This window comes from Mucilaginibacter sp. GW822-FHT03E02, from assembly GCF_058801545.1.
In genome coordinates, this window is sequence record NZ_JBXANJ010000001.1 from 447,241 (window position 1) to 473,939 (window position 26,699).

Sequence of the window (26,699 nt, forward strand, 5' to 3'; positions counted from 1 at the left end):
GGTACGAAGCAATCCCCTACAAGCTAATCAACTTGTCTTATCGAGGATTGCTTCGTACCTCGCAATGACGATCTTCTAATGAACCAACTTAAAACTTCAAATGCTTCACCGTCAACCCATTGTTGATTAACTGTTTTAACGATTCGATCCCGATTTTCAAATGCGTTTCAACATATTGCTCGCTTACAACAGAATCGCTTTCGGCGGTCTTCACACCTTCGGGGATCATTGGCTGATCTGATACCAGTAGCAAAGCTCCTGTCGGGATCTTGTTGGCAAAGCCGGTGGTGAAGATGGTTGCGGTTTCCATATCTACGGCCATGGCACGTAAATCTTTAAGGTATTTTTTAAATACTTTATCGTGCTCCCAAACGCGGCGGTTGGTGGTGTAGCAGGTACCTGTCCAGTAATCGCGGCTAAAATCACGAATGGTGGTTGATATGGCTTTTTGCAGGGCAAATGATGGCAATGCAGGCACTTCCGGTGGTAAGTAATCGTTCGATGTACCTTCGCCTCTGATGGCGGCTATGGGCAGTATCAGGTCGCCTACGGCATTCTTCTTTTTCAGGCCGCCGCATTTGCCCAAAAATATAACCGCTTTGGGGTGTATGGCGGTAAGCAAATCCATCACGGTAGCAGCCACCGAACTCCCCATACCAAAATTGATGATGGTAATACCATTAGCAGTAACGCTTTGCATCGGCTTTTCGAGACCCATTATTGGTGCATCATCGTTCCACTGGCTAAATAGTTGGATGTATTTAGAAAAATTGGTCAAGATGATATAATCGCCAAAAGCCTCAAGCGGCCGGCCGGTATAGCGTGGCAGCCAGTTGGCCACAATGGCCTCTTTTGTCTTCAGTCCCGATTTTACGGGCGATTGCACTTCCTTTACTACCGGTGCATCGGTAGGGTTCTTTTTTGCATTTAATTCTTCGTTCATATTAAATAATTTTTTGTTTTAACCAGCAATGGCAGCCTGTTGGGGCTGCCTTATTCGGTTATCAGTTTGCAGTTGCCGGTGGGCAGTTGCCAGTTTGCAGATCGCAGTTTACAGTTATCAGTTTGCGGTTACATATATAACTATGCCTACTGCAAACTGCCCAATGCAAACTGTCAGATACAACAAACCCCGGCGTTTCACCAGGGTCTGTGTTATTTTAGTAAAGATAGCTTCGGGGTTTTACCGGGAGGTTAAGCTACTTTTAATTTTTTCAGATCCGATTTTTCAAATTTCTCGTGGGCGTAATCCAGCGTGATATGCAGGCGTTTCACATCTTTTTTTGATGGAAACTCAAACATCGCATCTATCATAATCGCTTCACAAATTGAGCGCAAGCCCCTTGCCCCCAACTTAAATTCCATCGCCTTATCAACAATAAATTCCAGCACTTCGTCTTCAAAGTCCAGCTTTACTCCTTCGTATTCAAACAGTTTTTTGTACTGTTTTAATAACGAGTTTTTAGGCTCGGTGAGTATGTTGCGCAAGGCTCCCCTGTCAAGCGGGTTCAGGTAAGTTAATATAGGCAAACGGCCAATTAACTCGGGTATCAGGCCAAATGATTTTAAATCCTGCGGGGTGATGTACTTGTACAGATTTTTCATATCTATCTCGCCATCATCGCGCTTTAATTTATAACCAACTGTTTGGGTACGCAGGCGGTTGGCTATCTTCCTGTCTATACCGTCAAATGCGCCACCACATATAAACAGGATGTTACTGGTATTCACCGTAATCATTTTTTGATCGGGGTGTTTACGGCCACCCTGGGGTGGTACGTTAACCATGGTACCTTCCAGTATCTTCAACAAAGCCTGTTGCACACCTTCTCCGGATACATCGCGGGTTATGGAAGCGTTATCGCTTTTACGGGCAATTTTATCAACCTCGTCAATGTATACAATGCCTTTTTCGGCAAGGGTTACATCATAATCGGCAGCCTGCAATAAACGTGTCAGGATGCTTTCCACATCCTCGCCTACGTAACCGGCTTCGGTAAGTACCGTGGCATCGCAAATACAAAACGGAACGTTTAATATTTTTGCCATGGTTTTGGCAAGCAGTGTTTTACCTGTACCTGTTTCGCCAACCATAATGATGTTTGATTTTTCAATCTCAACCTCATCCTTATCAATACGCTGGTTAAGGCGCTTGTAATGGTTATATACGGCTACTGATAATATCTTTTTGGCATCATCCTGACCAATAACATATTGATCGAGGTGAGTTTTGATTTCGTACGGTTTAAGCAAGGCAGGCGCCAGCGGCGACGACTTTACTTTACGTACCTTTAACTCCTCAGCTAATATTTCATTAGCCTGGTTAACGCACTTATCGCAGATATGAGCGTCGAGCCCCGCAATCAACATCAGGGAATCCTGTTTACCGGCGCCACAAAATGAGCACCTGATTTCCTTACTGTTTTTATTCATCTGATTCGTTTACTTAATCAAAATTAGTTATTTAGAGCGAGATTTCAAAGTGGAGTAGTCCGAAAGTCGGTAAAGTCCGGAAGTCCGAAAGTAAAAACTCACTTTCGGGCTTTACCGACTTTCGGACTTCCCAACTAAATACTTCCGGACTTATTTCCCTTTATTTCCTCTTAAAATTTCATCTACCATACCAAATTCTTTGGCTTCTTCGGCAATCATCCAGTAATCACGGTCTGATGCATCCCAAACTTTTTCGAATGAGGCGCCGCTATGATCGGCAATTATCTGGTACAATTCTTTTTTCAGTTTAGTGATCTCATGGTAAGTGATCTCAATATCTGATTGCTGTCCTTGCGCACCGCCCGATGGTTGGTGAATCATCACCCTTGCGTGTGGTAACGCTGCCCTTTTACCTTCCGTACCTGCTACTAATAACACAGCGCCCATTGAAGCGGCCATACCTGTACAAATAGTTGCTACATCATTTGAAATGAACTGCATGGTATCGTAAATCCCTAAGCCGGCGTAAACCGAACCACCAGGTGAATTGATATAAATCTGGATATCGCGTTTAGCATCGGCCGATTGTAGAAACAGCAATTGAGCCTGAATAATGTTTGCAATATTTTCATAAATCGCATCGCCAAGGAAGATGATGCGGTCCATCATCAAACGCGAAAAAACGTCCATCTGGGCAACGTTAAGCTGGCGCTCTTCAATAATGTACGGCGTCATGCCGGTTGGTACCGTTGTAGCAATGCCTTGCGGCATGCGGCGGCTATCAAAATTTCCAAGATATTTATCTACAAAGAGGCTGTTAATACGGTGATGTTTAACAGCGTATTTTCTGAATTCGTTTTTATCGATATTATTACTCATGGTGTTTGTGTATGTTTTATTTTTAGGATGCAGGCATTTTACCTGCGGATAAATATAGTTTTTAGTTGAATACAATTTTAGGAAGATAGTTTGTATAAAGTAAAAAAAAGTTCCAACCAACCCTCCCCGGAAGGGAGTGTCTTCAAAAGCTATTTTTTAGTGAAGGTGCGCCTACCCCGCCCGTCATTGCGAGGCACGAAGCAATCCCCGATATACATAGTCGATTAGCATGTAGGGGATTGCTTCGTGCCTCGCAATGACGATCCTATATAAACCTTTTTATACAACAAAAGCAACCTTGTGAGTTGCTTTTGGTAAAATATATTTAAAACGAGTTTCCTTATTTCTCAGAAACCAATTTATTAAAATCAGTAAACAGGATGTCTTGTTTATCTAAAGTGATTACACTTTTAATATAATCAAACACCTTTAATGCTTTTACTTCTTCGAATATTTTGTTAGCATTCTCTTTATTTTGCAGGTATTGTACAGTGTATTGTGCCAACTGATCTTCAGGGATAGCCTGCGGGCTGTACATCCTAAATTGCTGATCTAACCTTACTTTTGCAAGCGCGAAAACCTCATCGTATTTAATTTCGATTTTGTTATCGGTAATTATTTTGTTCTCAATCAAAGTCCATTTAAGGTTTTGAGCAAAATCATTATAACCGCCTTCAAGCTCTTCTGCAGTTAGTTTTTCGTTGGTAGCTTTTAACCAGCGTTTCAGGAAATCGTCAGGTAAATTAAAGTCAACTTTAGCAATGCTTGCTTTGTAGATATCGTCCTGCAATTTGCGTTCGCTATCCTGCACCATCATTGTTTCAAGCTCTTCGGTTATTTTAGCTGTAAATTCCGCTTCGGTTGTTACTACACCTTCACCAAATAATTTGTCAAAGAACTCCTGATTTAAATCACCTTCTTCTAACCTGTTAACATTTTTAACAGTTAGCTGAAAGTTTGATTGTAAATCGGCCGCTTCGTCTTCTTCTATCTTTAATAAACCGGCAACCTTAGCTGCGTCGTTATCGTAAGCTTTTTGAATATCAAACGTCAATACATCGCCCTTTTTTAAACCAATTAATGAAGCTTTAATGGCTTCGTCTTTAATTTGGTCTAAACGTACAGATGCTGTATTGCTTATTCCACCCTCAAAAACACTACCATCCGGAGAAAGCTGGACTAATTCGCTGTAAAGAACGTCATCGTCTGCCGATACGTCAGGATTTGTCATTTTGCCATAGCTACGGCGAATATTTTTGATACGTGAAGCTAATGTTTCGTCATCAACTTTAATTACGTATTGGGTAACTTTATCTTTTGATGAAAAGTCAATATTGAATTCAGGAGCTAAACCCAGTTCATAATTGAATTCAAAATTATCGGCAAAATCCCAGTTATATTCTTTTTCGTTATCAGTTTTTGGCAAAGGCTGGCCTAATACGCGCAGGTCCTGCTCTTCAATATATTTGGTTAAGGTGTCCTGTAACAGGTTATTGATCTCGTCAACCAAAATACTTTTACCGTACATTCTTTTTATATGTGATGCTGGCACCATTCCCGGGCGAAAACCAGGTAACTTTGCTTTTTTCGCGTTTTCTTTTATCGCTTTATCAACACGTGGCTGATAATCGGCAGGATCGATATTGATCTTAACAACTGCATTCAGGGCATCTACTTTTTCCTGTGTAATATTCATCTTTTTACCGGGTATTTTAATTGATCCATTGAAATGTAGACCGAAAATAACTTGCGGACTATACAAATTTCGAGGCGCAAAAGTATGAATTTATTTTTAATTAAAACTCCTGCATATATAAAGCTTTTGTTCGTCACTAACGATTTTTCATCTGCGCTATTTTATTTTCCCAGACTACAATATAAGTATACCACCGCACAAAAACCCGTACGTGGCGAGGCGTTTCAGCCTGAATCCGCCGGGCAACTTTACTTCTCATAATTTACAATTACTTCGCTACAAATTTTACAAACTGGTTTTTAACCGGTTTAATGGTTTTAACATAAGCGTAAATAGCTTCCAGGTCGGTTGTTTTTAAGCCGGCGTATTTATACCACGGCATAATTGATTGGTATTCATGTAGTTTAACACCGGCCGGCCCTTTTGTGGTATCGGCATAAACCTTAAAGCGGTTTACAAATTGCGCTTTTGTCCAGCTGCCCAGCCCGGTTTCTTTATCGGATGTAATATTTGACGACTTTACGGCGCCATAACCTGGTATTACAAATTCGCGCCCGCCGGCATATTCCAAACCCGGTATTATTTTACCTTTATCTACCTGGCTGTGGCATTCCATACAGGCAGCCGAGGTTATCAGATATTCGCCGTACTTCAGCGTATCCTTTTCATCCGGGCGTGTGCCTAAACTTGCCTTTTGCGGCATGGTATGTACCAAAATATTCAACGGAAAATCGAGCGTACTTTTGGGGTAATCTGCTTTTATTGGTTTAAGCGAGCGGATATAGGCTATAATACTGTAAAGATCTTCACGGTCCATTTTGGAGTAATATGGCCAGGGCATCAGCGGGAAGATGGCCGAACCATCTTTTTTTACGCCGGTGGTGATAGCCCGAAACAGTTCGCCATCCGTCCATCTGCCTAAATTATAAGGGGTGATGTTGGGCACTTCTACATTGCCGGGAAAACCGTCTGCCGCCGTGAACTTTTCGCCACCCTTGCCTTCGGTGCCTTCCAGCATGGGGCCGGCAAATTTTGTCCAGTCGCGGGTAGAGTGACAATCCATACACAGGGTAACATGATTTGCCAGGTATTTACCACGTTCAATACGTTGTGGCGTGGCTTCTACTTTAATATCTTCGGGTTTGCCCACATTAGGCAAAGCAAGCGTAATGTATGATACGCCTGCTACAATAATTAAGATAACAGCTATTACAACGTAAGCTGCGTATTTTAAAAACTTTTTCATGATAAGATAGTGGTAGGTATTTCAATTTGATGTTGGCATCAGTCAACTTTTTTAATGCTTGATGCACCAGATTTATCGTTATTTACGGTTGCAGGCGAACCTTTATATTGAATTTCGGCAGCGCCGCTGGAGTGCACATTCAACGTTTTTAATACATTGATTTTGCAGTTGCTCACACCCGAAGTATTAATTTCGTAATCGCCGACAACAAAATCAAATCCATTGATCTTGGTGGCGCCGCTTGATTCAACGTTGTGTGATGCCGCTTGCCCTTTCAAATTTAATTCGCTCATACCGCTGCCCTCGGTTTTTACGTTGGCCGCATTCAGGTCAATATTAACCTTCGTGGCACCCGATAAGTCGAACTTAAAATCGCCGGCATTTATTTTTCCGTCTGATGATACTTCAACCGCGCCGGATGCGCCTATTTCTTTCAGGTTATGCACACCAACGGTGATCTCAATATGATCGTCGCAAAAAGATTTTCTCGACTTGATGTGTAACTCGCCGTTTTCAACAGAAGTTGATACGTATTTAAGCAGGTTATCATCGCCGGTAATGCTAATTTTTAGCGAACTATCCTGTTTTAAAATTACTTTAAAAGCGCCTGCAACATCTACCTTGGTAAACTCTTCGGCCTGGCGGTTCTCGGTTGTCATGTTGCCAGAACCGCGCACGCAATGAAAGCGGCATGATGAAAATGTACTTACAGATACAATAGCAACTAAAGCGGCAATATTCAGGTTAAATTTTTTCATAGTGTTTTGTTTTTTTGACGTTGGTTTGAATTGAGATGTTACATCAAAATTAAAAAAAGCTACCATATTTTAAATGATAGCTTTTCAGAATATATGATGGACTTTTGCAAAAGTTACTGATGCTTATATAATTACAAACCGGCTAACTCATTTTCGTTTTTGGCAGATGTGATACCGGTTAATTTATCGGTATAAGTACCGGCGATAAAGTTGTTGTTATTAACGCTTGATTGCAGGTTATGGTTCAGGGTATAAACTTCTGTAGTACCTGCAAGTTCAATTTTAGCATTGTTGCTTACGTTTACATTGGTGTTATAGGTATCCAAATCTAACTTAGCAGTAGCGTTGTTGCTCAGGTTAACATCCAAATCAATGGCAGATAGTTTGCCAAATGATTTTACTTCGGCGTTATCATAAGCACTGATGGCGCGCAGGTCATTTGCAGTAACCCAAACCACTAATTTTTCGTTGCTGTATGATGCAATGCGCAATACACCTTTTGAGCTTTGTACCAATGCACCTGATGCGTAGTATTTGTTGTAAACCTTAACCTGATCGGCAGTACCGGCAGATACATAAAGCTCAACATTACCGCGAACTTCAATTTTATTGATGTTGCTTACATCGGTTAATACGGTAGCAACATTTTGAGTATTTTTTGTAGATGCAAAAGTTGTGTTTGATAAACCAGCTACTAAAACTAATGAAGCGGCGATGGTTAATAATGTAGTTTTCATGATATTAATATTTTGATTGTCAAGTAATTGTATTGTGTTATTTTTAAATACACCAATAAGACGCCCCCGTTTTTAAAACGTTACAGCGGTTTTGGCTGATTTAGATGTATACCCGGTTTTTATCGGCGAACGCTGTGAAATCATCGGTGAACGGAGGAAATATTTTTTGAAAGTATCAGGGATAGTATCAAGTCGTAAGTATCAAGTATCAAGATTCTTTGACTTTCGGACTAACCAATCTTTGCAGCTGTCTTACTACTTACTACTTACTACTCGATACTATACTTCAGTACACCAACACTACATACCCCGATCGTACTGCGCTGCCGTCCTTCAAATCAATAATGTAATAGTAGGTACCGGCAGGGAGGGGCTTGTTTTTATAGGTACCATCCCATGGGCGGGCGTAGCCGGTAGATGTGAAAAGCTTTTGCCCGTAGCGGTTAAATATGCTTACCGTGCAGGTAGCAAACTGATCCAGGTGCTGAATATTCCATACGTCGTTTACACCATCATGATTGGGGCTGATAGCATTTGGTATCAGCACATCAAGCGGCAGCACTTTTATAATCAGGCTATCGGTAGCCGTGCAGGTACTTTGGTTTTGCACCAGCAAGGTGTATTTGGTGGTTTGAGTTGGCGTAGCTATGGGGTCAAGTATGCCGGGGTTATCAAGCCCGGTAGCCGGGCTCCACTGCGTGCTCAATATATCGCCGCTTGCGGTGGCTTTTAGCTGGGTGGCATCGCCCTGGTGAATGGTTACATTGGGGCCTGCATCAACCACGGGCTGCGGTAACAGCGTTGCTGTAAGTGTATTGCTTGTTGCTGTGGGTATAGTAAGGCACAGGTTGTGTGGGGTTACCCGGCAGGTTACTATATCGCCGGTTGTAAGGCTGCTGGTAGTAAATGTGAAGCTATTTGTACCTGCATCGGCACCATTTACCTGCCATTGGAGTGCAGGCCCATTGCCCCCGTTAAGCACGCTTGCAGTAAAGGTGACCGGATTGCCCGGGCAAACGTTGCCGGTTAACTGGCTGATACTTATTGACGGCACCACCGGCGTAGTAAAGCTTACGTTGATACTGCCGCCGCTACAACTGGCCACCCCATTAGTGGCCATTACGGTGTAAGTTGCTGGCTGCGATGGTGCAATGGTAATAGATGGCGCAGTTTCGCCTGTAGACCATTTTAGCGCGACAGGCGTTTTCTCAACGGTGGCGCCGATGATGAACAGGCGCTGGCCGTTGCCGCCATGATCATTTACTACAATACTATCTATCCGGGTTGGCGTTGGCATCTTGATGCGCACATTATCGAGCCGGTTTTGCCCGTTGGGCGATAGCCAGGCGTTAGTTGTGGTGGTGTTATTAATTTGGTTGGTAAACTGGGCGGCGTTAAAGTCGCGGATGTCCTGATCGCCTATCAAATCTTTTTTGTACACTTCAGCACCATTAGCCCAAAAGCTTACACTTACATACGATGCCGGGCCGGGTACACCGAAATAGGTATTGGCCAGCAGGTTGATGGCCACAGCACCATCCTCATTGACCGGGATAAACAGTTTACGCGGATCGGAGCCGGTAGCGTTGCTTGCATTCCAGCCGGTAAACATATCACTCCAGGGGTACAGGATGTACGGAACTCCGTTGAAAGTGACATTGCCGGTAGGGCAATTGACAAACTGATGCCCGAAAGTATTGGTTGAGATGTTGAAATTGAATTGGTTCGAAAAATCCACCGGTTTAAATTTGGCATATGCCGCGCCGGAAACATCGGCCTGGAGCACCATAGTACTGCCCGGGCAAATAGCGGTATCACGCTGCACAATAGTGGGCGGCGACAGAATGGTCATGGTAAGTGCGTTACTATTGGTAGTACTAACTGTACCGTTTGGGCCAGGCGTAGTTACACGACATTGCACAACATCGCCGTTAGCAAGTGCGCTGCTGGTAAATTTATTTTGGTTGGAACCCACGTTAACCCCATTCACCTGCCATTGGTAGGCCGGTGCCGCGCCCAGATTAGCGGCAACTGCCGTAAACGCAATAGGCTGCCCAACGCAGCCGCTTGTTGGCTGCGAGCCGATGGTTACCAGCTGCGCGCTACTTTTTTGCGCAAACGCCAATTGGAATATACAAAATAACACCAACCAAAGGCAATGCTTTGCACGTAACCGTTTCTTTAATAGTAGGGTTGACAATAAAGGGTTCATTGTTGGCTGGCCGAAAGATACAGCATAGATGTGAGATTTGAGATATGAGATTTGAGATGAAGGTGTTTAATGCTTCTTGAAGGTACGAAAAACAGGCAACCCGATGGATGGCCGTATAATCGGGCAAAAAAAAGATCCAGCCAAATGACCGGATCTTTTCAAAATATCTAAAAAGTTGCAAGCTTATTTCACTACCGTAAACTTATATAGCGATTGGGTTTTATAAGTTTGGCCCGGTTTAAGCTCGGTTGACGGAAACTGCGGCTGATTTGGCGAATCAGGGTAGTGTTGGGTTTCCATAGCAAATGAGGTACGGAATTCATCTTTAATACCGCGTTTCATGGCGTTTTTGGCTTGCATAAAGTTGCCGCTATAAAATTGCATTGCTGGCTCTTCGGTGTAAACTTCCATTTTAATACCGCTTTTATCACCAATTACAGTAGCAATCGGGGTGCTTAAATCATGTTTGTTAAGCACAAAGTTATGGTCATAACCCTTACCATTTTTTAGTTGCAAATTATCGTCATTAATGCGTTTGCCAATGGTTTCGGGTTTGGTGAAATCAAACGGTGTACCTTTTACCGGCTCAATTTTACCTGTAGGGATTAAACTGGCATCAACAGGAGTGTAATTATCAGCGTCAATTTGTACTAAATGATTAAGTATGGTGCCGCTGCCTTCGCCATTCAGATTAAAAAATGCGTGGTTGGTTAAGTTTACCACGGTTGTTTTATCGGTGTGGGCTTCATAAACGCATTTAAATTCGTTATTGTCGGTAAGGCTGTAAATCACCTTTACAGTAAGGTTGCCGGGGAAACCTTCTTCCATATCTTTTGACAGGTAGGTAAGCTCCAACGTGGTCGAATCAATTTGCTTGGCGTCCCAAACTACGCTTTGGTACCCGTTTTTACCACCATGCAGCGTATTTGGCGGATTGTTGATTGACGATTGGTAATCTTTACCATCAATTTTAAAATGCCCTTTGGCAATACGGTTACCAAAACGGCCGATAGTTGCGCCATAATAAGGCTCGGTTGATTTTTCGAAGCCTTCTACACTTTCATAGCCTAAAACCACATCGGTAAGCTTACCATCCTTATTGGGCACCAGCAGGCTTACTATGCGGCCACCATAATTGGTAAAAGTAGCGGTAATGCCGTTTTTGTTTTTAAGGGTGTAAAGATGAGTTTGTTTACCATTGATGGTTGATTCAAATGCAGCAGCGAATGATTTGGTGCTATCCGTTTTGGTGCTATCTGTCATACTGGTTTTCTGTTGGGTTGATGGTTGATTACAAGCCGCCAAAGATAGGCAGGCAGGTATCATAATTAATGATAGATTTTTAAATAAATGATTCATAGATAGGGTTATATTAGTTGGTTTAAAAATAGCTTTTTTTACCTACCCTTTCACTTTATAGTGAATTTCGCTTAATCCGCGCAGTTTTTCGGCTGCATATTCGGCGGTAATATCGCGTTGAGGATTGGCCAGCATCTCGTACCCAACCATAAACTTTTTAACCGTTGCCGAGCGCAGCAGCGGTGGGTAAAAGTGCATGTGCCAGTGCCAGTAAGGATGCTCGCCCATGTTAACCGGCGATTGATGCATTCCCGCCGAGTAAGGGAACGAGGTTTCGAACATATTATCGTATCTCACCGTAAGCCTTTTAATAGCATCAGCAAGGGCATCTTTTTCATCATCGGTAAAATACAGAATGCTGGTAACGTGCCTTTTGCTAATAATCATGGTTTCGTACGGCCAAACCGCCCAAAACGGCACCAATACAGCAAAGTGGTCGTTCTCGAAAATAACACGTTCCTGGCGTTTTAGTTCAAGCGCCAGATAATCGCCAAGCAAACTACGGCCTTTTTGCTCAAAGTGCGCTTTTTGCTGCTGGGTTTCTTTGGCTACCTCAACAGGGATACTATTTTGCGCCCATATCTGGCCATGTGGATGCGGGTTACTGCAACCCATAATATCGCCTTTATTTTCAAATATCTGTATGTGTTTTATCCACGGATATGATGCAAGGTTTTCAAATTCAGATTGCCAAACATCTACTACTTTACGAATTTCAGCAGTTTCCATTTGTGGCAACGTGAGGTCATGCCGAGGCGAAAAGCTAATAACACGGCAAATGCCCTTTTGGCTATTAGCTACCAGCAATTCATCATCATTAAGGCCGCCGTCGGGTGTATTCAACAGCAACGACGAGTAATCATTGGTAAAAACAAAACTGCCCTTGTAATCGGGATTTTCGCTGCCGTCTGCCCGCTTGTTAGTTGGACAAAGGTAGCATTGAGGGTCGTAAGCCGGGCGGTCATTTGCTTGAGTGGCTTCCACTTTACCTTGCCACGGCCGTTTGGTACGGTGCGGCGATACCAGGATCCAATCGCCGGTTAAAATATTTAAACGACTGTGCGGATGCTCTTTAAGATCGAAATTATTAGTTTCCATTGTGTTATTTGTACAGGTTTTATTGGCTTATGGCAATTGGTAATTGCTTTTGATTTTTCAAAAGTAGAAAAATAAATGTAAATGTTACATTTAAAATAAAAAAGATTGAAGCCCATTACCCGTTTAGGGACCTACAAACTTTAAACCCGTCATTAAAAACGAATTGCGCTAAAAAAGCGATGCACTGTAAGGCGCATCGCTTTCAAACTAATATTAAAAAGATTATTTAGCTGCTACAGCTTTTTTCTTTACTGTGGTTGCTGCCTTTGCAGTTTTAGTCGCGGCTGTTTTTTTAGCGCTGGCAACGGCATCGTTAGCTTTGGCCGAAATGTTTTTTGCTTTTGTTTCGGCCTTCGCTTTTACATCGGCAGCTTCTTTTTTGGCAACAGCGGTTTTTGCTTTGGCTGTAATGTTTTTTGCTTTTTCACTCGCCTGAGCTTTTACTTTGGCTACCGCAGTTTTTGCCTTATCGGCGACTTCAGTTGCCTTTTTTGTTATAGCACCTTTTGCTGCGACAGTCTTTTTAGTGGTGTTTGCTTTTTTTGTGGTTACCTTTTCTTTAATATCTTCCAGTTTATCCGCTGCGGCTTCTTTTACGTCTTCGGCTGTATCTTTGGTACCCTCCCACAAATGTTCAATTGTTTCTTTAACCTTCTCAAAAAATCCCTTTTCTTCAGGTTCGGTTTTGTTTGTGCTCATGTTGTTTTTACAGTTAGATTGTTAATTAACGCTAAAACAAATACTATTCCATCGTTATTCTATCTAAGCAACCGGCCTTAACTTAAGTTTATTGTACTTTTTTGAGGCCATATTACAACATCATTTGACTATCTGTTTAACACCACACAGATGTAGTTGTTATTTAAAAAAATGACGACAGGCGTGTTATCATTATTATAAACCGTATTTTTGCCGGCTATATTTAAAATATGAAGTTTCCGAAATTTGCCGACCTGATACTATTTGAGAACGATGATGTGATTGTGGTTAACAAACCTCCTTTTTTGAGCTCCCTTGATGAGCGCGAAGGCGGCGAGGTAAATTTACTACGACTGGCCAAAGGATATTGGGAAGATGCACAAATTTGCCATCGCCTGGATAAAGAAACTTCGGGGGCACTTATTATTGCCAAAAACCCGGAAGCTTACCGGATGGTATCAATGCAGTTTGAAAAACGGCAGGTAAAAAAGGTGTACCACGCCATTATTGACGGAACCCATACTTTTGATAACTTACTGATTGACCTGCCGATATTAAATGTAGGCAAAGGGAATGTAACCATTAGCAGACAAGAAGGCAAACGAGCCGAAACCTGGTTTCAGTCGTTAAAATACTTTAAGCATTATACTTTGGTAGAATGCCGGCCTGTAACCGGCCGTATGCACCAGATAAGGATTCACCTGGCCACCCAACGGGCCTCAATAGCTGGTGACGAGATGTACAAAGGCGAGCCGGTATTTTTATCTAAAATAAAAAGAAAGTATCATTTAGGAAAAGACCAGGAGGAGTTGCCAATTATGAAACGCTTTGCCTTACACGCTTACGAGGTTACTTTCAAGATAAACCTTGAGACAGAAGTCACTATACATGCCCCCTATCCCAAGGATTTTGAAACGCTACTAAAACTATTAGAGAAATTTGATAGTTAGTTTTCTAACTGCTTATGATCTACTCCGGGATAAACAGCTTTCTCTTCGACATAGGACACATTTTTATTAAGTTGATAAATCCGTTATTAAGACGTGTCCGATACTTTCATGGCAAAACTTTCCGGACTGATCCAGTTTACGCGATGACACAGGCTGCAAATAAAAAAAGACAACCTTTTTATGATTGTCTTTTTTACACAGTAGCCAAAACTACTATTTATATATTGTGTCTTTCAACAGAGTAGTTCTTATATATATAGTGTCTTTTTTGCCATTAGCTACTCCATTAGTAATAGTTTTCTTAGGCGCTATAGTTTCTTTTTTACAAGAAAAGTAGCACGTGGCAACAATAATTGCCATAATTAAAAGTGCGGTTTTTTTCATAATAAACTGGGGTTAGTTTTTTTCAAAAATAATGTAAATATACGTTAATATCAAATAAATAGAAAAACAATTTCCGTAAAACGAATGTGGCATCTAATTCATTCCCCTCCTTTTTTTAACACAAAATATAATAATAAGCCATTCCCGGTAATTATATGTTTACGGATAATTTAATTTATATGTTTGGTTTTGTCTTTAGCAAGTGTATTTTTATCCTAAATTGCCGGCACGTTGAAAATACTGCGCTATATCCCTATACTATTATTATTTATTTGTCTCTCTAAAGCGACATGTGCCCAATCTCATGCTAAAAAAGACAGCCTGATAGATTATATTTTGATGAAAAACCAAACAGAAAGGGAAACAAAAATCACCCGATATGTAAAGTCGTTTTTTCAAAATGCTCCTTTAAACCAGCTCATCGATAAAAAGAAAGATGTTACAAATACGTTTGCCACGTTTAACTTTGATAATAAATCGTCGATGCTGTATTTCATGGAAAGCATTTATCAGAGACGGCTCAACAATTTAAAGGAATCTCAAAAATCATTGATAAAAGCTATTGATGAAGCGCACAAAAGCAGCGATCATTTTTTACTTCAACAATATTTCATCCACCTCGCATTTTTGCAAACCGATGAAGGTAATTTTATTGAAGCTTTAAATAGTTACGATTTGGCTAAACAGGAAATCAAAAAACTAAATAATCCAAGTTTAGAGCTTATACTTAACGTTAATATATCAGATGTAGATTATAAAAGCGGCTTATACAGCCAATCGTTATCCTATCTTAACCAGGCGCAAAAGATATTAGAAGAAAATAAAATTAACCGTCCGGCTATTTCAACCATCATCACTTATAACAAAGCCGAAAACTATTTTAGGACTAACAATTACGATTCATTAAAAATCTATCACGAAAAACTATTTGATCCAACGTATAAAAGTTATAAATTATACACCTATCAAAAACGTACCGGTTATTATCTAAGCCTGCTGAAGCATGATTATAAAGGTGCGGTAAAGCTGATCAACTCACTATTAAAAGATAGCCTGTACGTTAAAAGCGACCTGGAGGAACAACTTTTGGCCGATGCTTATTTAAGCAACGGCCAAATTGATTCTGCAAAATACATGGTAGATAAACAACTGGCCCAGCCATCTCAAATAAACCATCCCGAAATAAAATATCATTTATATGAAGTGCTTGGGGAAATAGCTGAACGTAAAAATGACAGCAAATTAGCAGCCCGCAGCTTTAAACTGGCATTGGGCCAGTTAAAGCAAAACCTCAATAATCTTTCGCAGGCAGGCAATAAGTCATCGCAATTAAAAGTAAATGAGGTTCAAAGCTTATATTATGTAAACTTATTAAGGTATGAACGCGAACGTTTATGGATGATATTTGCCATTGCTATTGCTGTTTTAGCGGTTGTTGTGGTGGCTATTTTTTACCGCAGCAGCAGGCAAAAACGCCATTACGAGCAGTTGTTGTTCGCAGCTAAAAAACAAGAGCTGGCCACAATAAACTCGCACGAAGTACGCAAACACCTATCAAACATATTGGGCCTGCTTGACCTGGTTAAAGACATTGAAACCAAAGAAGAACTACTTAAAATACGCAAACATTTACTGTACTCGGCCGAGGAATTGGACAAAAACGTAAAAAACGTTTCAGAAAAGCTAAGCGAAATGGATTGATCGTCCGAATAGATTAATACAATTAAAGATTTTTAGCCATTTCCGTTTATAAACCTGCTCTATTTTTCATTTTTTTCAAAATACATCACCGTCACGAGTTTAAAAATATAAAATTATCAAAAACACCACCGATTGGGTTAATTATTATGCATTTACAGTTAAAACAAGGTGTTTGTTGAAAAAAATTATAAAAATTTCACAAAATAATGGTGATTTTTGTAAAAATAATTTAAATTCGCCTTGTTAATTGGCGAGATTAATACAAAAACTATCAATAGAACCCCAACTTTACAAATTAATTAAAAAATGGCAACTAAACTCGAGTACATTTGGCTTGATGGGTACAAACCAACACAAAGCCTGCGTAGCAAAACAAAAATCGTTAAAGATTTCAGCGGTAAAGTAGAAGATCTGGATAACTGGAGCTTTGACGGCTCATCAACTGAACAAGCACCAGGTGGTTCATCAGATTGTATCTTAAAACCAGTTTTTGTATGCCCGGATCCACAAAGAAAAAGCGCTTACCTTGTTATGTGCGAAGTTTTAGATTCAACTGGTAAACCTCATGAGTCAAACGGCCGTGCACTTATACAGGATGATGATAATGATTTCTGGTTTGGTTTTGAGCAGGAATACTTTTTATGGGATCCTAAAACCAACAAACCACTTGGTTTCCCGGCTGGTGGTTACCCAGGCCCACAAGGCCCATACTATTGCTCTGTAGGTGCAAACAACGCTTACGGTCGCGAAATTGTTGAAGAGCACTTAGATGTATGTTTAGAAGCAGGCTTAAATGTTGAAGGTATCAATGCCGAAGTAGCAGCAGGTCAGTGGGAATTCCAAATCTTCGCTAAAGGCGCTAAAGAAGCTGGTGACCAGATCTGGGTTGCACGTTATTTATTAGAAAGAATTGGCGAAAGCTATGGCGTATCTATCAATTGGCATTGCAAACCGCTTGGTCAGTTAGACTGGAACGGTTCTGGTATGCACGCTAACTTCTCAAATACAACTTTACGTACTGCAAACAGCAAAGCTACTTTCGAAGCTATCTGCGAATCATTCCGTCCGGCTGTAACTGAGTGTATTGCTGTATACGGTGCCGATAACGATCAGCGCTTAACCGGTAAACACGAAACTGCTTCAATCACCGACTTTAGCTACGGTGTATCAGATCGTGGTGCTTCTATCCGTATCCCGCTTTATGCAGTTGAGCACAACTGGAGTGGCTACCTGGAAGATCGTCGCCCTAACTCGGCTGCTGATCCATACAAAGTAGCTGCGGTAATTATCAAAACTGTAAAAACAGCGAAAGTTTAATCCCCGCATTATTATACTAAAAGTCCCTTGGTTTGAAAAGATCAGGGGACTTTTTTTGACTGCTTATTACCTTTTTGAGCCGATGTAGTACATGTAGTCGCCACCTGGTACTTCCGGCAAATTATTAGTTGGCCAGTTATAAATATATACCCAACAAACAACCTGGCCTTGTTCTGTATCAATCTCAATCAACTCGCGGGTATATTCATGTGGTTTTGGCTCATGGGCACCTACCCCTTCGTACTCATCAATTACCGATAGTATCTTTTCGCCATCATCCATCAGGTAAATACTACCGTAAACATACCGGCCCGCCGCAATATCAATGGTAGCACCCGGATATTTACCAACGTCGTAAAGTTTGCCGCCAAATTTGCCCCCTCCTATTAATGTGCAATGCCGCTGCAGGTATTGCGCGTATGTATTACCTTGCTCAAGCAACGTACCATAAACAAAAAGGTATTGGCTAATTGTAATCATTATATAAACTACCGTAAACAAAGGTAACAGCAAAAACGTATGAATACTTGTAAACACCAAACGCAATTTTTTATGTTTACATCGTAATGGCTATCTTGCTTAATTTGAAACCAGCCTTATACTTATACCATGAATACCGAACAGATAAAAACCTACATAGAAGAAAATAACATCCAGAAAATAAAATTCGCCTTTGCTGATATTGACGGCGTTTTGCGCGGGAAGGTAATTCACCCAAAAAAATTCATTGAAGGCTTGCAAAGCGGCTACGGTTTTTGCGATGTGGTTTTTGGATGGGATAGTAATGATGTTTGTTATGATAATGTGAAACTTACAGGCTGGCACACCGGTTATCCCGATAAGCTTTGCCGTATTGATTTGAATACATTGCGTAACGTACCCTGGCAGGATAACATCCCCTTCTTTTTGGCCGATTATAGCGACCCAAATGGCACAACCCTGCCAGCATGCCCCCGCAGCCTGTTAAAAAAAATAGTTAAAGAATGCCAGGACATGGGCTATCACGCCGAGTTTGCCCAGGAATTTGAATGGTTCAATTTCAGGGAAACACCGCAGTCTATTAATGATAAAGGCTTCACCAATATTAATACGCTTACACCAGGGATGTTTGGGTACTCCATCCTCCGTACCTCGCAAAACAGCGATTTCTATTACGATTTATTTAACCTGTTAACCCAATTTAACATCCCGATAGAAGGCTTGCATACCGAAACCGGCCCAGGCGTTTACGAAGCGGCAATAGCTCATGACGAAGTCTTGGCCGCCGCCGATAAAGCCGTACTATTTAAAACAGCCGTTAAAGAAATTGCCTACAAACACGGCATCATGGCATCATTTATGGCCAAATGGAACGAAGACCTGCCCGGCTGCAGCGGCCATATCCACCAAAGCTTATGGAGCAAGGATAAAAGTAATAACCTGTTTTACAACGGCGACGATGTTAACAAGATGAGCGATTTGCATAAGCATTACCTTGCAGGCCAGCTATATTGCATGCCACACCTGTTACCAATGTATGCCCCCAGTATTAACAGCTATAAACGCCTTGTTGAAGGGGCCTGGGCACCAACCACCATCACCTGGGGCCTTGATAACCGAACCACGGCTCTGCGCGTTATCAATACCACACCGGGCTACACCCGGTTAGAAACCCGCATACCGGGTTCAGATACTAACCCATATTTGGCCATAGCAGCGGCATTGGCTTCTGGTTTATATGGTATAAAACACAAATTACCACTAACTATAGCACCCACAGTTGGTAACGGTTACGAAGATAAACGCAACGGTGTACTGGCCAAAAACTTGTTTGACGCAGCGACTGAGATGCAAAACTCGCCATTAGCCAAAGAGCTTTTTGGCGAAGGCTTTGTTGAGCATTTTACCCAAACAAGGCTGTGGGAGCATCGGCAGTATGCTAAACATGTTACTGATTGGGAATTGAAGAGGTATTTTGAGGTGATATAGTATGAGCCTTTTTCTGAACTCGGATTAAACAGATTTTTTGGATTTTTTGGATTTGATTTGCTGATCGCAAGTCTTTTACAATTTAAAAATCTGACAAATCCATTAATCTGCTTAATCCGGGTTCAGACAAAATCAAAACATAAACAACAAAAAATGCACCAATTAAAGCATGACGAAATCACCCGGCAGATTATTGGCTGCGCAATGAAAGTTCACTCCACATTAAGCAACGGATTTCAGGAGAAGATATATCAACGGGCGCTTGAGTTAGAAATGGCATCTGCAGGACTTGTTTTTGAACGGGAGATGGACATGCCGATTTATTATATGAACCAACAAATTGGAGAACGTCGGGTTGATTTCTTCGTTAAAGGCTTAGTAGTGGCTGAGTTAAAAGCTATTATCCTACTGGAAGACGTTCATCTTGCTCAGACTATCAATTATTTGGAAGCTTATAATATGGAGGTTGGCCTACTCATAAATTTTGGCAGCAAATCCCTGACCTTTAAACGTTTGTTAAACAAAAAATTCCAACCAAATTAATCTAAATATATCACACGCAAATCAAATCCAAATCAATCAAAATATATCCTACGCAAGTCAAATCCAAAACAATCGATATATACCGCACGCAATCGAAATCCAAATAATCCGAAAAATCTGCTTAATCCGAGTTCAGACAAAGAACCTGTTTATTCCATGACCGACAAAACATTATACAAATCATATTTCTTATTCCATTTTATTGTCTAATCTTTGTAGCCTAAATTATGTAAATGGACTTTTCTTTAATTGTTAAAAAAGCATGGGAAGGGTATGACGCGTCCAAAACGATTAAACTTATCGAGGACATTAGCGCCATGGTATCTACCAACCATGTGTACCGTATTACTTTTGATGACGACGATATCATTATAGCCAAGCTATCCTATTTTGGAAAGTTTGAGCATTTTAAAGAGGATCACCGCATCATCCAAACCTTAGCCAATAACCTGCTTTACCCTTTTGAAAATTTGCTTGCCCGATCGTTACTTAAAAATAACAGGGTATATATTTATCATTATAAACATGGCAAAACAGATGCATGGGTAGTATTTTATAACCCAACGCGAATCCTAAACCGACTGCCCCGCCGCCTGGATGACAACCATATTAAAAAGCTTGGGCAACAAGTGGGTAAGTTTCATAAAGCCTGTTCGAGGGTTAAAAATGTACTGCCAAAATCGTCAAAAACATTGCGCACTGATATTTCTTCGTTGATGCATCAGCTGGAAACCAACGAAAAACAGTTCGGCACCGCCATGCAGGCCGATTTTTTGAAGTACCATTGCGAAACATTCATGAAAAACCGGTCGAAATACAACATGAGCTCTTTCGAGATCATCCCGGTTTTTATCGATTGGAACATCGGCAACTTTTCGGTAACCCCAAGCCTTGAATTATATTCCCGCTGGGATTATGATTGGTTCAGGATGAGTTACCGGGTACTTGATTTTTACTTTTTCAGCCGGGTGGTATCGGATATTGGCGACCGTACGGTATTTAGCTATGTGATTAACACCATGATGGAAGATAGATTTATCTTATTCCTGAAAGAATATCATAAAGTAAACCCACTTACTGCCGACGAAATAAGGTTTATGAAAGAAGCATACCGCTTTTTTATTCTCAACTATGTAATTAAGGATGGCAAGCACTTTTTTAGCGAACAATACGCTCAAAAACTGCAAACAGAGGCCTTCAATGTTTATTTACCATCGGTGGACAGGGATTTTGATGCCGAAAAAATAATAGAGGCACTTAAATTAAAATAGGCTTTGAGTTAATATTTGAGCATATTGCAATTTAATTAAAGCAAACGCAGGTATGAACAGGATAGACAACTTTAAATCTATAATAGACAGGTACAAAGTTGTTTTTTTTGACGCTTTTGGGGTGCTAAAAAACTATAAAGGGCTGCTGCCAGGCATCGAAAATACGTTTGCTTACCTGGATCAGCAAAAGAAGGATTACTACATCGTTACCAACGATGCATCGCGCAGCCCTGCACAACTGGCAGAATCATATAATAACAAAGGCCTGCTTGCCATAACTCCGGATAAGATCATCTCATCGGGCATGCTTACCAAAGAATACCTCGACCTGAAAGTGAATGATGGCATTGTGGCTTACCTGGGCACGCCAGATTCTGCGCATTATATTGATAGCTCGGGGCTGCACACCCTGCCCGTAAGCCAGATTGATGCTTCGAATATTGATAAGGTAAATGCGCTGGTGTTTTTAGATGATGAAGGCTTTGATTGGTTTGAAGATTTGAATAAAACCGTAAACATACTACGCAAACGCACCATCCCGGCCATAGTTGCCAATACAGATCATGCCTATCCGCTTAGTAAACACGATGTATCAATAGCCATTGGCGGGATTGCCCACATGATTGAAAAAATTGTAGGCAAGGAGTTTATCCGCTTTGGTAAACCCGATTCGCAGATGTTTATGTTTGCTTATGATTTGCTGCGCGATCAGGGGCCAATCAGCAAAAAAGACATTGTGATGGTTGGAGATACGCTGCAAACCGATATTTTGGGCGGCAATAAGTTTGGCCTTGATACTGTACTGGTACTATCCGGCAACACCCAGGCAGTTGATGCCGAAAACCGTATAAACGCAACAGGTATTGTCCCCACCTACGTTTGCGATTCGGCTGTTATTGAGCATGGTGAATTAGCATTTTAGGCTTTACTATCTTTTGCTTCGCAGGAAGCAAAAAAATGCGAGCTTTCAATCAGCAAGCCGCGCCTTTGGAGATACCCGGATGCGGCCCCGCGTACCGGTAATTTATAAAATGAGCTACCGCTATCAACAGGCCCCCCGCCGGCACAATAATACCTTCCATTCGTCCGCTCAAAAAAACGTGCCCGAGTATAATAATTGCAAAGCCTGTTACCAATAAAATTACCGGCAGCGGCCGCCTGTGAACGCGCAGGTAGGATAAACCTATCGAGTATAAGCCTATCATCAGCGCAAAAACAATCATCCCCCACTCCACCAGTGGCAACGCTAAAAAGCCCAGCCCAATAAGCGGCAGGCTTGTAAATATAAGCGGCACCACCACGCAATGAATGGCGCATAACGTAGATGCTGTTATACCAATCCTATCTATCCGTGCCGTAGTTTTATAGTGACTCATGCTGCAAATATAAAATTAACGCAACAATATTGCATTTAAATTTACATTATATTTGGCAATAATTTTAACATTGCTGTAACATATTATTAATAACCACGTCAATAATTACCTTTGCAAATCATTTCCCTGATAAAATTTTGACCCAGATTACGCTATATAGAATAAAACTTAACTGGCAAACCGCGTTTAATACAAGCTTAAAACAGGTAAGGCTCATTATTGGCACTATGCTTATTGTGGCGATAATTAATACGATGCCTTCTTTTTTTAAAGCTATTGAACTACGGCATGGTGTAGTGTTGCATGATTGGATACTGGCAAATTTGCCGGCGCTTGACGTATCGATACCAATTTTCGCGCTAATATGGGGAATGGGTATCCTCATGATAATCAGAACACTTTACAAACCAGATATAGGTATAACCTACCTTTGGACCATAATTTTTGTTTGCATAGCCCGCTTTATAACGCTAACCCTGGTTAAGCTCGATCCGCCGGCCGGACTTGTACCGTTGATTGACCCGCTTACCGGGTACTTTTATGGGCATGCATCAATCACTAAAGACCTTTTCTTCTCGGGCCACACATCAACACTCTTTTTAATTTACTTAAACCTCGAACGTAAAAACGATAAACGCATTGCACTCGCCGCCACTATCATTTTAATGTTCCTGCTGCTCATTCAGCATATTCACTATACTATGGATGTACTGGCCGCCCCGGTTATTGTTTATTGCTGCCATCGTTTTACCAAAGCACTGGGTTTTAAATAACCGGACAATCATTTCAACTTCATTTTTTTTGAAAACGCTAATGCAACTTTAATGCTTTACGTTTACCTTTTCAGATGCCCAGGTTATTAACCAGGTGCATGGTATCCTTTAAATCGAGGGAAAGCTTTTTAAAAATAACGAAGTTTTTTTTATACAATTCATGATTCTGCTGTTTAGGACTTATAATGGTTTCACTATTCACATGAGTTAGTTCATCATAACTTTCGGGATGCACTACCTGCATGGCAAGATAAACAGCCCCTACAGCAGATGCGTCCTCGGGTTGCAACACCACCAGTTTTTTGCCGGTAATATCAGCCAGTACCTGTGTCCAGGTGCCGGAACTTACAAAACCACCGCTTATATTAACCTGGGTAATAGCAACAGAGGCATCCTCAACCGTTTTAAGCACATCATATAAAGCGAAACAAACCCCTTCAAGCGCAGCCCTTAAAAAATGGGCCTGGGTATGGCCTGGCTTAATATTGAAGTATGCGCCGCTGGTTTTGGTGTCCCAAAGGGGAGCACGCTCGCCGTATAGATAAGGTAAAAATAAAAGGCCGTCGCTGCCGGCTGGTACTGTTTCAATGGTATTAAATAAAGCATCATAATCGGCACCTGTTAGATTATTTTTTTGTAAAAAGTTTTTCAGCAGCCAGTTTATCGCAATCCCACCGTTATTTACAGCTCCGCCGCACACATAGGTGTTTTGGTTAAGCAGGTAGTTAAAGGTCATGCCCTGGTAATTATAAACCGGCAACGGGCTGGTAATACGCACCGCCCCGCTTGTACCAATAGTGAGGGCCGCTACCCCTGGCCCTGTAGTATGGCTGCCCAGGTTTGCGCAGCAGCCATCGCTTGCACCTATAATAAATTTGGTATCAGCTGGTATGCCCAGCAAGTTTGCCGTAGCAGCGTCAAGATTGTCCTTGTAATAAGTGGTATTCACTGGCTCTGATAATCTATCGGCAGTTATACCGGCAAGCTGGCAGGCTTCATTGCTCCATTGCAATTTTAAAATATCGAAAAGTCCTGTGGCCGAGGCGATAGAATAATCAATTTGGAAATCATTAAACAGTTTAAACCAGATAAACTCTTTTATCGATATAAACATATCTGCCTGCGCAAACAGACCGGAGTTATTTGCTTTCAGCCAAATGAGCTTGCATAAGGGCGACATGGCATGAATTGGCGTTCCTGTAATGCGGTATATCTCCTCCCCTTTTGGCGAGTTCCTTAAATCCTGGGCTATATTTTCGGCACGGGCATCGGCCCAGGTAATCATGGGTGCCAACGGCGTACCTGTTTTATCAACGGGGACAATACTATGCATCGCGCTGCTAAAGCTAAACGCCTGCGGCGCATACCCTATTTTAACCACTATCTCCTGCACGCATTTTACAAAAGCATCCCAGATAATTAAGGGATTCTGTTCGCTATAACCGGGTTCGGGAATATCAATTCCGTAATGCTGCTGGCTTACACCCAATGCCTGGCCCGTTAATGCCACAGCTACAGCCTTTGTGCTGCCGGTACCAATGTCAATACCTAATATATATTCCTGCATCATGTACCAGCCAAAATAGGATTTATCTTTGGGATGGCGGAAATAAAACATAGCATTGCTTAATTATCCTAAATTTGTCCTGATTTTTCAATTTATGGCATATAATTCTTCTGTTGTGAACAATTGGACCGGAATTTTAAAGACATTCGGCTTCTTTATCATACTCGGATTGATATATATAATTACGAAGGTTAATCAAAGCAATCATTATAATTATGTAATGAGAAATTCGATTGTTGTTGATGGAAAAATAACAGATTTACACCACACCAAGGGTGGCGAGGTATTGAAAGTTGAATTGCCGTTTAATGGAAAAACAATATCATCCACTTGCGAATCTTCGATAGATGACAGTTTAAAAGTTGGCGATAGCATAAGACTTCGCGTTTCGGTATATAACCCTATCGACTATACTGAGTACGTCAGTCGGATAAAAACAGATAGCGCAGAAAATTAATGAATTACAACCCACTCCAACTCCGCACCATTAAGGTGATCCGTTATGTTACACCACTGCGCGAAGGCGGGTCACTGCCGGCTATCGCCGAAGGCGACGACGAGTTTTTATATGTACTTAAGTTCCGCGGGGCCGGCCAGGGCGTAAAGGCACTTATCGCGGAGCTTATTGGCGGGGAATTGGCCCGCCTGTTGGGCCTGAAAGTACCCGAACTGGTGTTTGCTAATCTTGATGAAGCCTTCGGCCGCTCTGAGGCCGACGAGGAGATCCAGGACCTGCTCAAATTCAGCGTAGGGCTTAATCTTGCTTTGCATTATTTGTCGGGCGCTATAACGTACGACCCGGTTGTTAATACTTTGGATGCTAAACTGGCATCCAAAATAGTTTGGCTTGATTGCCTGCTCACCAACGTTGATCGTACCCCACGTAACACCAATATGCTGATGTGGCACAAGGACCTTTGGCTTATTGACCATGGCGCAGCGCTGTATTTTCATCACTCGTGGCAAAACTGGCAGGAATCGGCAAAAAGGCCGTTTGTGCAGGTAAAAGACCATGTACTGCTTCCGCAAGCATCTGAATTGGATGAGGTGGATGCCGAATTTAAGTCCATTTTAACATCCGAACGCATCTACAACATTGTGAATTTAATCCCCGACGACTGGCTTACCGATGAATCAGGAAACGGAACACCGGCCGAGCGCAGGGAAGTTTACGCGCAATTTTTATTAACCCGTATTGCATCATCAGCAATATTTGTAACCGAAGCTAAAAATGCCCGATCAGCTATTTGAGTACGCCGTAGTACGCGTTGTACCCAGGGTAGAGCGCGAGGAATTTGTAAATATTGGCGTGATACTTTATTGCCCCAAACAGCAATTTTTAAAAGCAATTGTATCAATAGATGAAGCCCGGATAGCGGCTTTTGCACCCGGCCTGGATTTAGATTGCCTTAAAGATAACGTTAAATCGTTTGAAAAAATAGCCCACGGCGCTCCCGATGCCGGCCCCATAGCCAAACTGGATATAGCTTCGCGCTTTAGATGGCTTACTGCCACACGTAGCACCGTGGTGCAATCGTCAAAGGTACATCCGGGCCTGTGCAAGGATGCAGAGGCAACCTTGTTGAGGCTATTTAACCAGTTAGTGGGCTAAAATCGCCCAAATACAGTCAAAAAAAGCGGGGAAGCCCTACTGAAACAAACATGCAAAAAAGGGATGAGCGTCACTAATTTAATTGGCAAAACCAGGCAGGCTTTTAGCGTTTTAAATATC

26 protein-coding genes are annotated in these 26,699 nt (G+C 41.7%); 11 read left to right on the forward strand and 15 right to left on the reverse strand.

What is annotated here, in order from left to right:
- Window positions 1-88: 88 nt before the first annotated feature.
- The 11 genes from AC1RM2_RS01565 to AC1RM2_RS01615 all read right to left on the reverse strand — a co-directional run bounded on the left by AC1RM2_RS01565 (window position 89) and on the right by AC1RM2_RS01615 (window position 13,117).
- Window positions 89-943, reverse strand: a complete 855-nt coding sequence (locus AC1RM2_RS01565) for an AMP nucleosidase (protein ID WP_492982715.1) — start codon at window positions 941-943, stop codon at window positions 89-91.
- Between the two features lie 251 nt (window positions 944-1,194).
- Window positions 1,195-2,433 (reverse strand): ATP-dependent Clp protease ATP-binding subunit ClpX, encoded by a 1,239-nt coding sequence (gene clpX, locus AC1RM2_RS01570; protein WP_477363605.1) that lies wholly within the window; start codon window positions 2,431-2,433, stop codon window positions 1,195-1,197.
- A gap of 150 nt (window positions 2,434-2,583) precedes the next feature.
- Window positions 2,584-3,312, reverse strand: a complete 729-nt coding sequence (locus AC1RM2_RS01575; RefSeq protein ID WP_090649479.1) for an ATP-dependent Clp protease proteolytic subunit — start codon at window positions 3,310-3,312, stop codon at window positions 2,584-2,586.
- Window positions 3,313-3,652: 340 nt separating this feature from the next.
- On the reverse strand, window positions 3,653-5,008 hold the full coding sequence (gene tig / locus AC1RM2_RS01580) for a trigger factor (RefSeq protein ID WP_492982718.1): 1,356 nt from the start codon (window positions 5,006-5,008) through the stop codon (window positions 3,653-3,655).
- 268 nt (window positions 5,009-5,276) lie between these two features.
- Window positions 5,277-6,254: a c-type cytochrome gene (locus AC1RM2_RS01585; RefSeq protein WP_492982720.1), complete on the reverse strand. Its 978-nt coding sequence runs from the start codon at window positions 6,252-6,254 to the stop codon at window positions 5,277-5,279.
- 38 nt (window positions 6,255-6,292) lie between these two features.
- A complete protein-coding gene (locus AC1RM2_RS01590) occupies window positions 6,293-7,012 on the reverse strand; it encodes a head GIN domain-containing protein (RefSeq protein WP_492982722.1) in 720 nt (239 codons plus the stop codon).
- A gap of 131 nt (window positions 7,013-7,143) precedes the next feature.
- The gene (locus AC1RM2_RS01595) at window positions 7,144-7,749 is read right to left on the reverse strand and encodes a GIN domain-containing protein (RefSeq protein ID WP_492982724.1); all 606 of its coding nucleotides are present in this window, start codon (window positions 7,747-7,749) and stop codon (window positions 7,144-7,146) included.
- A 286-nt stretch (window positions 7,750-8,035) separates the two neighbouring features.
- Window positions 8,036-9,874 carry a T9SS type B sorting domain-containing protein gene (locus AC1RM2_RS01600; RefSeq protein ID WP_492982726.1) on the reverse strand — a complete coding sequence of 613 codons (1,839 nt, stop codon included), beginning with the start codon at window positions 9,872-9,874 and terminating at the stop codon, window positions 8,036-8,038.
- A 270-nt stretch (window positions 9,875-10,144) separates the two neighbouring features.
- Entirely contained in the window at window positions 10,145-11,320 is a 1,176-nt protein-coding gene (locus tag AC1RM2_RS01605) for an aldose epimerase family protein (RefSeq protein WP_492982728.1), read from the reverse strand.
- A gap of 42 nt (window positions 11,321-11,362) precedes the next feature.
- Window positions 11,363-12,418 carry a UDP-glucose--hexose-1-phosphate uridylyltransferase gene (locus tag AC1RM2_RS01610; protein ID WP_492982730.1) on the reverse strand — a complete coding sequence of 352 codons (1,056 nt, stop codon included), beginning with the start codon at window positions 12,416-12,418 and terminating at the stop codon, window positions 11,363-11,365.
- A gap of 222 nt (window positions 12,419-12,640) precedes the next feature.
- Entirely contained in the window at window positions 12,641-13,117 is a 477-nt protein-coding gene (locus AC1RM2_RS01615; protein WP_492982732.1) for a hypothetical protein, read from the reverse strand.
- A 230-nt stretch (window positions 13,118-13,347) separates the two neighbouring features.
- Here AC1RM2_RS01615 and AC1RM2_RS01620 point away from each other — a divergent pair, with 230 nt between their 5' ends.
- Window positions 13,348-14,067, forward strand: a complete 720-nt coding sequence (locus tag AC1RM2_RS01620) for an RluA family pseudouridine synthase (protein ID WP_477363632.1) — start codon at window positions 13,348-13,350, stop codon at window positions 14,065-14,067.
- 213 nt (window positions 14,068-14,280) lie between these two features.
- Here the strand turns inward: AC1RM2_RS01620 and AC1RM2_RS01625 are convergent, their stop codons facing one another.
- The gene (locus AC1RM2_RS01625) at window positions 14,281-14,451 is read right to left on the reverse strand and encodes a hypothetical protein (protein WP_492982734.1); all 171 of its coding nucleotides are present in this window, start codon (window positions 14,449-14,451) and stop codon (window positions 14,281-14,283) included.
- 339 nt (window positions 14,452-14,790) lie between these two features.
- Here AC1RM2_RS01625 and AC1RM2_RS01630 point away from each other — a divergent pair, with 339 nt between their 5' ends.
- Together AC1RM2_RS01630 and AC1RM2_RS01635 are read left to right on the forward strand one after the other, a co-directional pair.
- Window positions 14,791-16,152, forward strand: a complete 1,362-nt coding sequence (locus AC1RM2_RS01630) for a hypothetical protein (RefSeq protein WP_492982736.1) — start codon at window positions 14,791-14,793, stop codon at window positions 16,150-16,152.
- A 306-nt stretch (window positions 16,153-16,458) separates the two neighbouring features.
- Window positions 16,459-17,469, forward strand: a complete 1,011-nt coding sequence (locus AC1RM2_RS01635; protein ID WP_492982738.1) for a glutamine synthetase beta-grasp domain-containing protein — start codon at window positions 16,459-16,461, stop codon at window positions 17,467-17,469.
- Between the two features lie 66 nt (window positions 17,470-17,535).
- Here AC1RM2_RS01635 and AC1RM2_RS01640 read toward each other — a convergent pair whose 3' ends face one another.
- Window positions 17,536-17,949 carry a gamma-glutamylcyclotransferase family protein gene (locus AC1RM2_RS01640; RefSeq protein WP_492982740.1) on the reverse strand — a complete coding sequence of 138 codons (414 nt, stop codon included), beginning with the start codon at window positions 17,947-17,949 and terminating at the stop codon, window positions 17,536-17,538.
- Window positions 17,950-18,078: 129 nt separating this feature from the next.
- Between AC1RM2_RS01640 and AC1RM2_RS01645 the strand changes: the two genes are divergently transcribed.
- The 4 genes from AC1RM2_RS01645 to AC1RM2_RS01660 all read left to right on the forward strand — a co-directional run bounded on the left by AC1RM2_RS01645 (window position 18,079) and on the right by AC1RM2_RS01660 (window position 22,173).
- On the forward strand, window positions 18,079-19,437 hold the full coding sequence (locus AC1RM2_RS01645; RefSeq protein ID WP_492982742.1) for a glutamine synthetase family protein: 1,359 nt from the start codon (window positions 18,079-18,081) through the stop codon (window positions 19,435-19,437).
- A 153-nt stretch (window positions 19,438-19,590) separates the two neighbouring features.
- Complete coding sequence (locus AC1RM2_RS01650) at window positions 19,591-19,980, forward strand: GxxExxY protein (RefSeq protein ID WP_492982744.1); 390 nt, start codon at window positions 19,591-19,593, stop codon at window positions 19,978-19,980.
- 233 nt (window positions 19,981-20,213) lie between these two features.
- The gene (locus tag AC1RM2_RS01655; protein WP_492982746.1) at window positions 20,214-21,251 is read left to right on the forward strand and encodes a hypothetical protein; all 1,038 of its coding nucleotides are present in this window, start codon (window positions 20,214-20,216) and stop codon (window positions 21,249-21,251) included.
- A 52-nt stretch (window positions 21,252-21,303) separates the two neighbouring features.
- The gene (locus tag AC1RM2_RS01660) at window positions 21,304-22,173 is read left to right on the forward strand and encodes an HAD-IIA family hydrolase (protein ID WP_090649725.1); all 870 of its coding nucleotides are present in this window, start codon (window positions 21,304-21,306) and stop codon (window positions 22,171-22,173) included.
- Window positions 22,174-22,222: 49 nt separating this feature from the next.
- On the opposite strand, the gene AC1RM2_RS01665 is transcribed toward AC1RM2_RS01660, so the two are convergent.
- Window positions 22,223-22,627: a MerC domain-containing protein gene (locus tag AC1RM2_RS01665; protein WP_492982748.1), complete on the reverse strand. Its 405-nt coding sequence runs from the start codon at window positions 22,625-22,627 to the stop codon at window positions 22,223-22,225.
- A gap of 137 nt (window positions 22,628-22,764) precedes the next feature.
- On the opposite strand from AC1RM2_RS01665, the gene AC1RM2_RS01670 reads away from it, so the two are divergent.
- On the forward strand, window positions 22,765-23,400 hold the full coding sequence (locus tag AC1RM2_RS01670) for a phosphatase PAP2-related protein (protein ID WP_492982750.1): 636 nt from the start codon (window positions 22,765-22,767) through the stop codon (window positions 23,398-23,400).
- A 70-nt stretch (window positions 23,401-23,470) separates the two neighbouring features.
- Here AC1RM2_RS01670 and AC1RM2_RS01675 read toward each other — a convergent pair whose 3' ends face one another.
- Window positions 23,471-25,018 carry a gluconokinase gene (locus AC1RM2_RS01675; protein WP_492982752.1) on the reverse strand — a complete coding sequence of 516 codons (1,548 nt, stop codon included), beginning with the start codon at window positions 25,016-25,018 and terminating at the stop codon, window positions 23,471-23,473.
- Window positions 25,019-25,187: 169 nt separating this feature from the next.
- Here AC1RM2_RS01675 and AC1RM2_RS01680 point away from each other — a divergent pair, with 169 nt between their 5' ends.
- From AC1RM2_RS01680 to AC1RM2_RS01690, 3 genes are read left to right on the forward strand one after another with little or no spacing between them, the layout of a single operon-like run.
- Window positions 25,188-25,424: a hypothetical protein gene (locus AC1RM2_RS01680; protein WP_439697685.1), complete on the forward strand. Its 237-nt coding sequence runs from the start codon at window positions 25,188-25,190 to the stop codon at window positions 25,422-25,424.
- Window positions 25,424-26,218, forward strand: a complete 795-nt coding sequence (locus AC1RM2_RS01685; RefSeq protein ID WP_492982755.1) for a HipA family kinase — start codon at window positions 25,424-25,426, stop codon at window positions 26,216-26,218. The genes AC1RM2_RS01680 and AC1RM2_RS01685 overlap by 1 nt, the downstream gene beginning before the upstream one ends.
- Window positions 26,199-26,579, forward strand: a complete 381-nt coding sequence (locus tag AC1RM2_RS01690; RefSeq protein ID WP_492982757.1) for a DUF3037 domain-containing protein — start codon at window positions 26,199-26,201, stop codon at window positions 26,577-26,579. The genes AC1RM2_RS01685 and AC1RM2_RS01690 overlap by 20 nt, the downstream gene beginning before the upstream one ends.
- Window positions 26,580-26,699 lie beyond the last annotated feature (120 nt).

Bases quoted from the DNA above. Each gene is read 5' to 3' on its own strand.
- AC1RM2_RS01565 (WP_492982715.1), bottom strand. From the start codon at position 943: ATGAACGAAGAATTAAATGCAAAAAAGAACCCTACCGATGCACCGGTA.
- clpX (WP_477363605.1), bottom strand. From the start codon at position 2,433: ATGAATAAAAACAGTAAGGAAATCAGGTGCTCATTTTGTGGCGCCGGT.
- AC1RM2_RS01575 (WP_090649479.1), bottom strand. From the start codon at position 3,312: ATGAGTAATAATATCGATAAAAACGAATTCAGAAAATACGCTGTTAAA.
- tig (WP_492982718.1), bottom strand. From the start codon at position 5,008: ATGAATATTACACAGGAAAAAGTAGATGCCCTGAATGCAGTTGTTAAG.
- AC1RM2_RS01585 (WP_492982720.1), bottom strand. From the start codon at position 6,254: ATGAAAAAGTTTTTAAAATACGCAGCTTACGTTGTAATAGCTGTTATC.
- AC1RM2_RS01590 (WP_492982722.1), bottom strand. From the start codon at position 7,012: ATGAAAAAATTTAACCTGAATATTGCCGCTTTAGTTGCTATTGTATCT.
- AC1RM2_RS01595 (WP_492982724.1), bottom strand. From the start codon at position 7,749: ATGAAAACTACATTATTAACCATCGCCGCTTCATTAGTTTTAGTAGCT.
- AC1RM2_RS01605 (WP_492982728.1), bottom strand. From the start codon at position 11,320: ATGAATCATTTATTTAAAAATCTATCATTAATTATGATACCTGCCTGC.
- AC1RM2_RS01610 (WP_492982730.1), bottom strand. From the start codon at position 12,418: ATGGAAACTAATAATTTCGATCTTAAAGAGCATCCGCACAGTCGTTTA.
- AC1RM2_RS01615 (WP_492982732.1), bottom strand. From the start codon at position 13,117: ATGAGCACAAACAAAACCGAACCTGAAGAAAAGGGATTTTTTGAGAAG.
- AC1RM2_RS01620 (WP_477363632.1), top strand. From the start codon at position 13,348: ATGAAGTTTCCGAAATTTGCCGACCTGATACTATTTGAGAACGATGAT.
- AC1RM2_RS01625 (WP_492982734.1), bottom strand. From the start codon at position 14,451: ATGAAAAAAACCGCACTTTTAATTATGGCAATTATTGTTGCCACGTGC.
- AC1RM2_RS01630 (WP_492982736.1), top strand. From the start codon at position 14,791: ATGAAAAACCAAACAGAAAGGGAAACAAAAATCACCCGATATGTAAAG.
- AC1RM2_RS01635 (WP_492982738.1), top strand. From the start codon at position 16,459: ATGGCAACTAAACTCGAGTACATTTGGCTTGATGGGTACAAACCAACA.
- AC1RM2_RS01640 (WP_492982740.1), bottom strand. From the start codon at position 17,949: ATGATTACAATTAGCCAATACCTTTTTGTTTATGGTACGTTGCTTGAG.
- AC1RM2_RS01645 (WP_492982742.1), top strand. From the start codon at position 18,079: ATGAATACCGAACAGATAAAAACCTACATAGAAGAAAATAACATCCAG.
- AC1RM2_RS01650 (WP_492982744.1), top strand. From the start codon at position 19,591: ATGCACCAATTAAAGCATGACGAAATCACCCGGCAGATTATTGGCTGC.
- AC1RM2_RS01655 (WP_492982746.1), top strand. From the start codon at position 20,214: ATGGACTTTTCTTTAATTGTTAAAAAAGCATGGGAAGGGTATGACGCG.
- AC1RM2_RS01660 (WP_090649725.1), top strand. From the start codon at position 21,304: ATGAACAGGATAGACAACTTTAAATCTATAATAGACAGGTACAAAGTT.
- AC1RM2_RS01665 (WP_492982748.1), bottom strand. From the start codon at position 22,627: ATGAGTCACTATAAAACTACGGCACGGATAGATAGGATTGGTATAACA.
- AC1RM2_RS01675 (WP_492982752.1), bottom strand. From the start codon at position 25,018: ATGTTTTATTTCCGCCATCCCAAAGATAAATCCTATTTTGGCTGGTAC.
- AC1RM2_RS01680 (WP_439697685.1), top strand. From the start codon at position 25,188: ATGAGAAATTCGATTGTTGTTGATGGAAAAATAACAGATTTACACCAC.
- AC1RM2_RS01685 (WP_492982755.1), top strand. From the start codon at position 25,424: ATGAATTACAACCCACTCCAACTCCGCACCATTAAGGTGATCCGTTAT.
- AC1RM2_RS01690 (WP_492982757.1), top strand. From the start codon at position 26,199: ATGCCCGATCAGCTATTTGAGTACGCCGTAGTACGCGTTGTACCCAGG.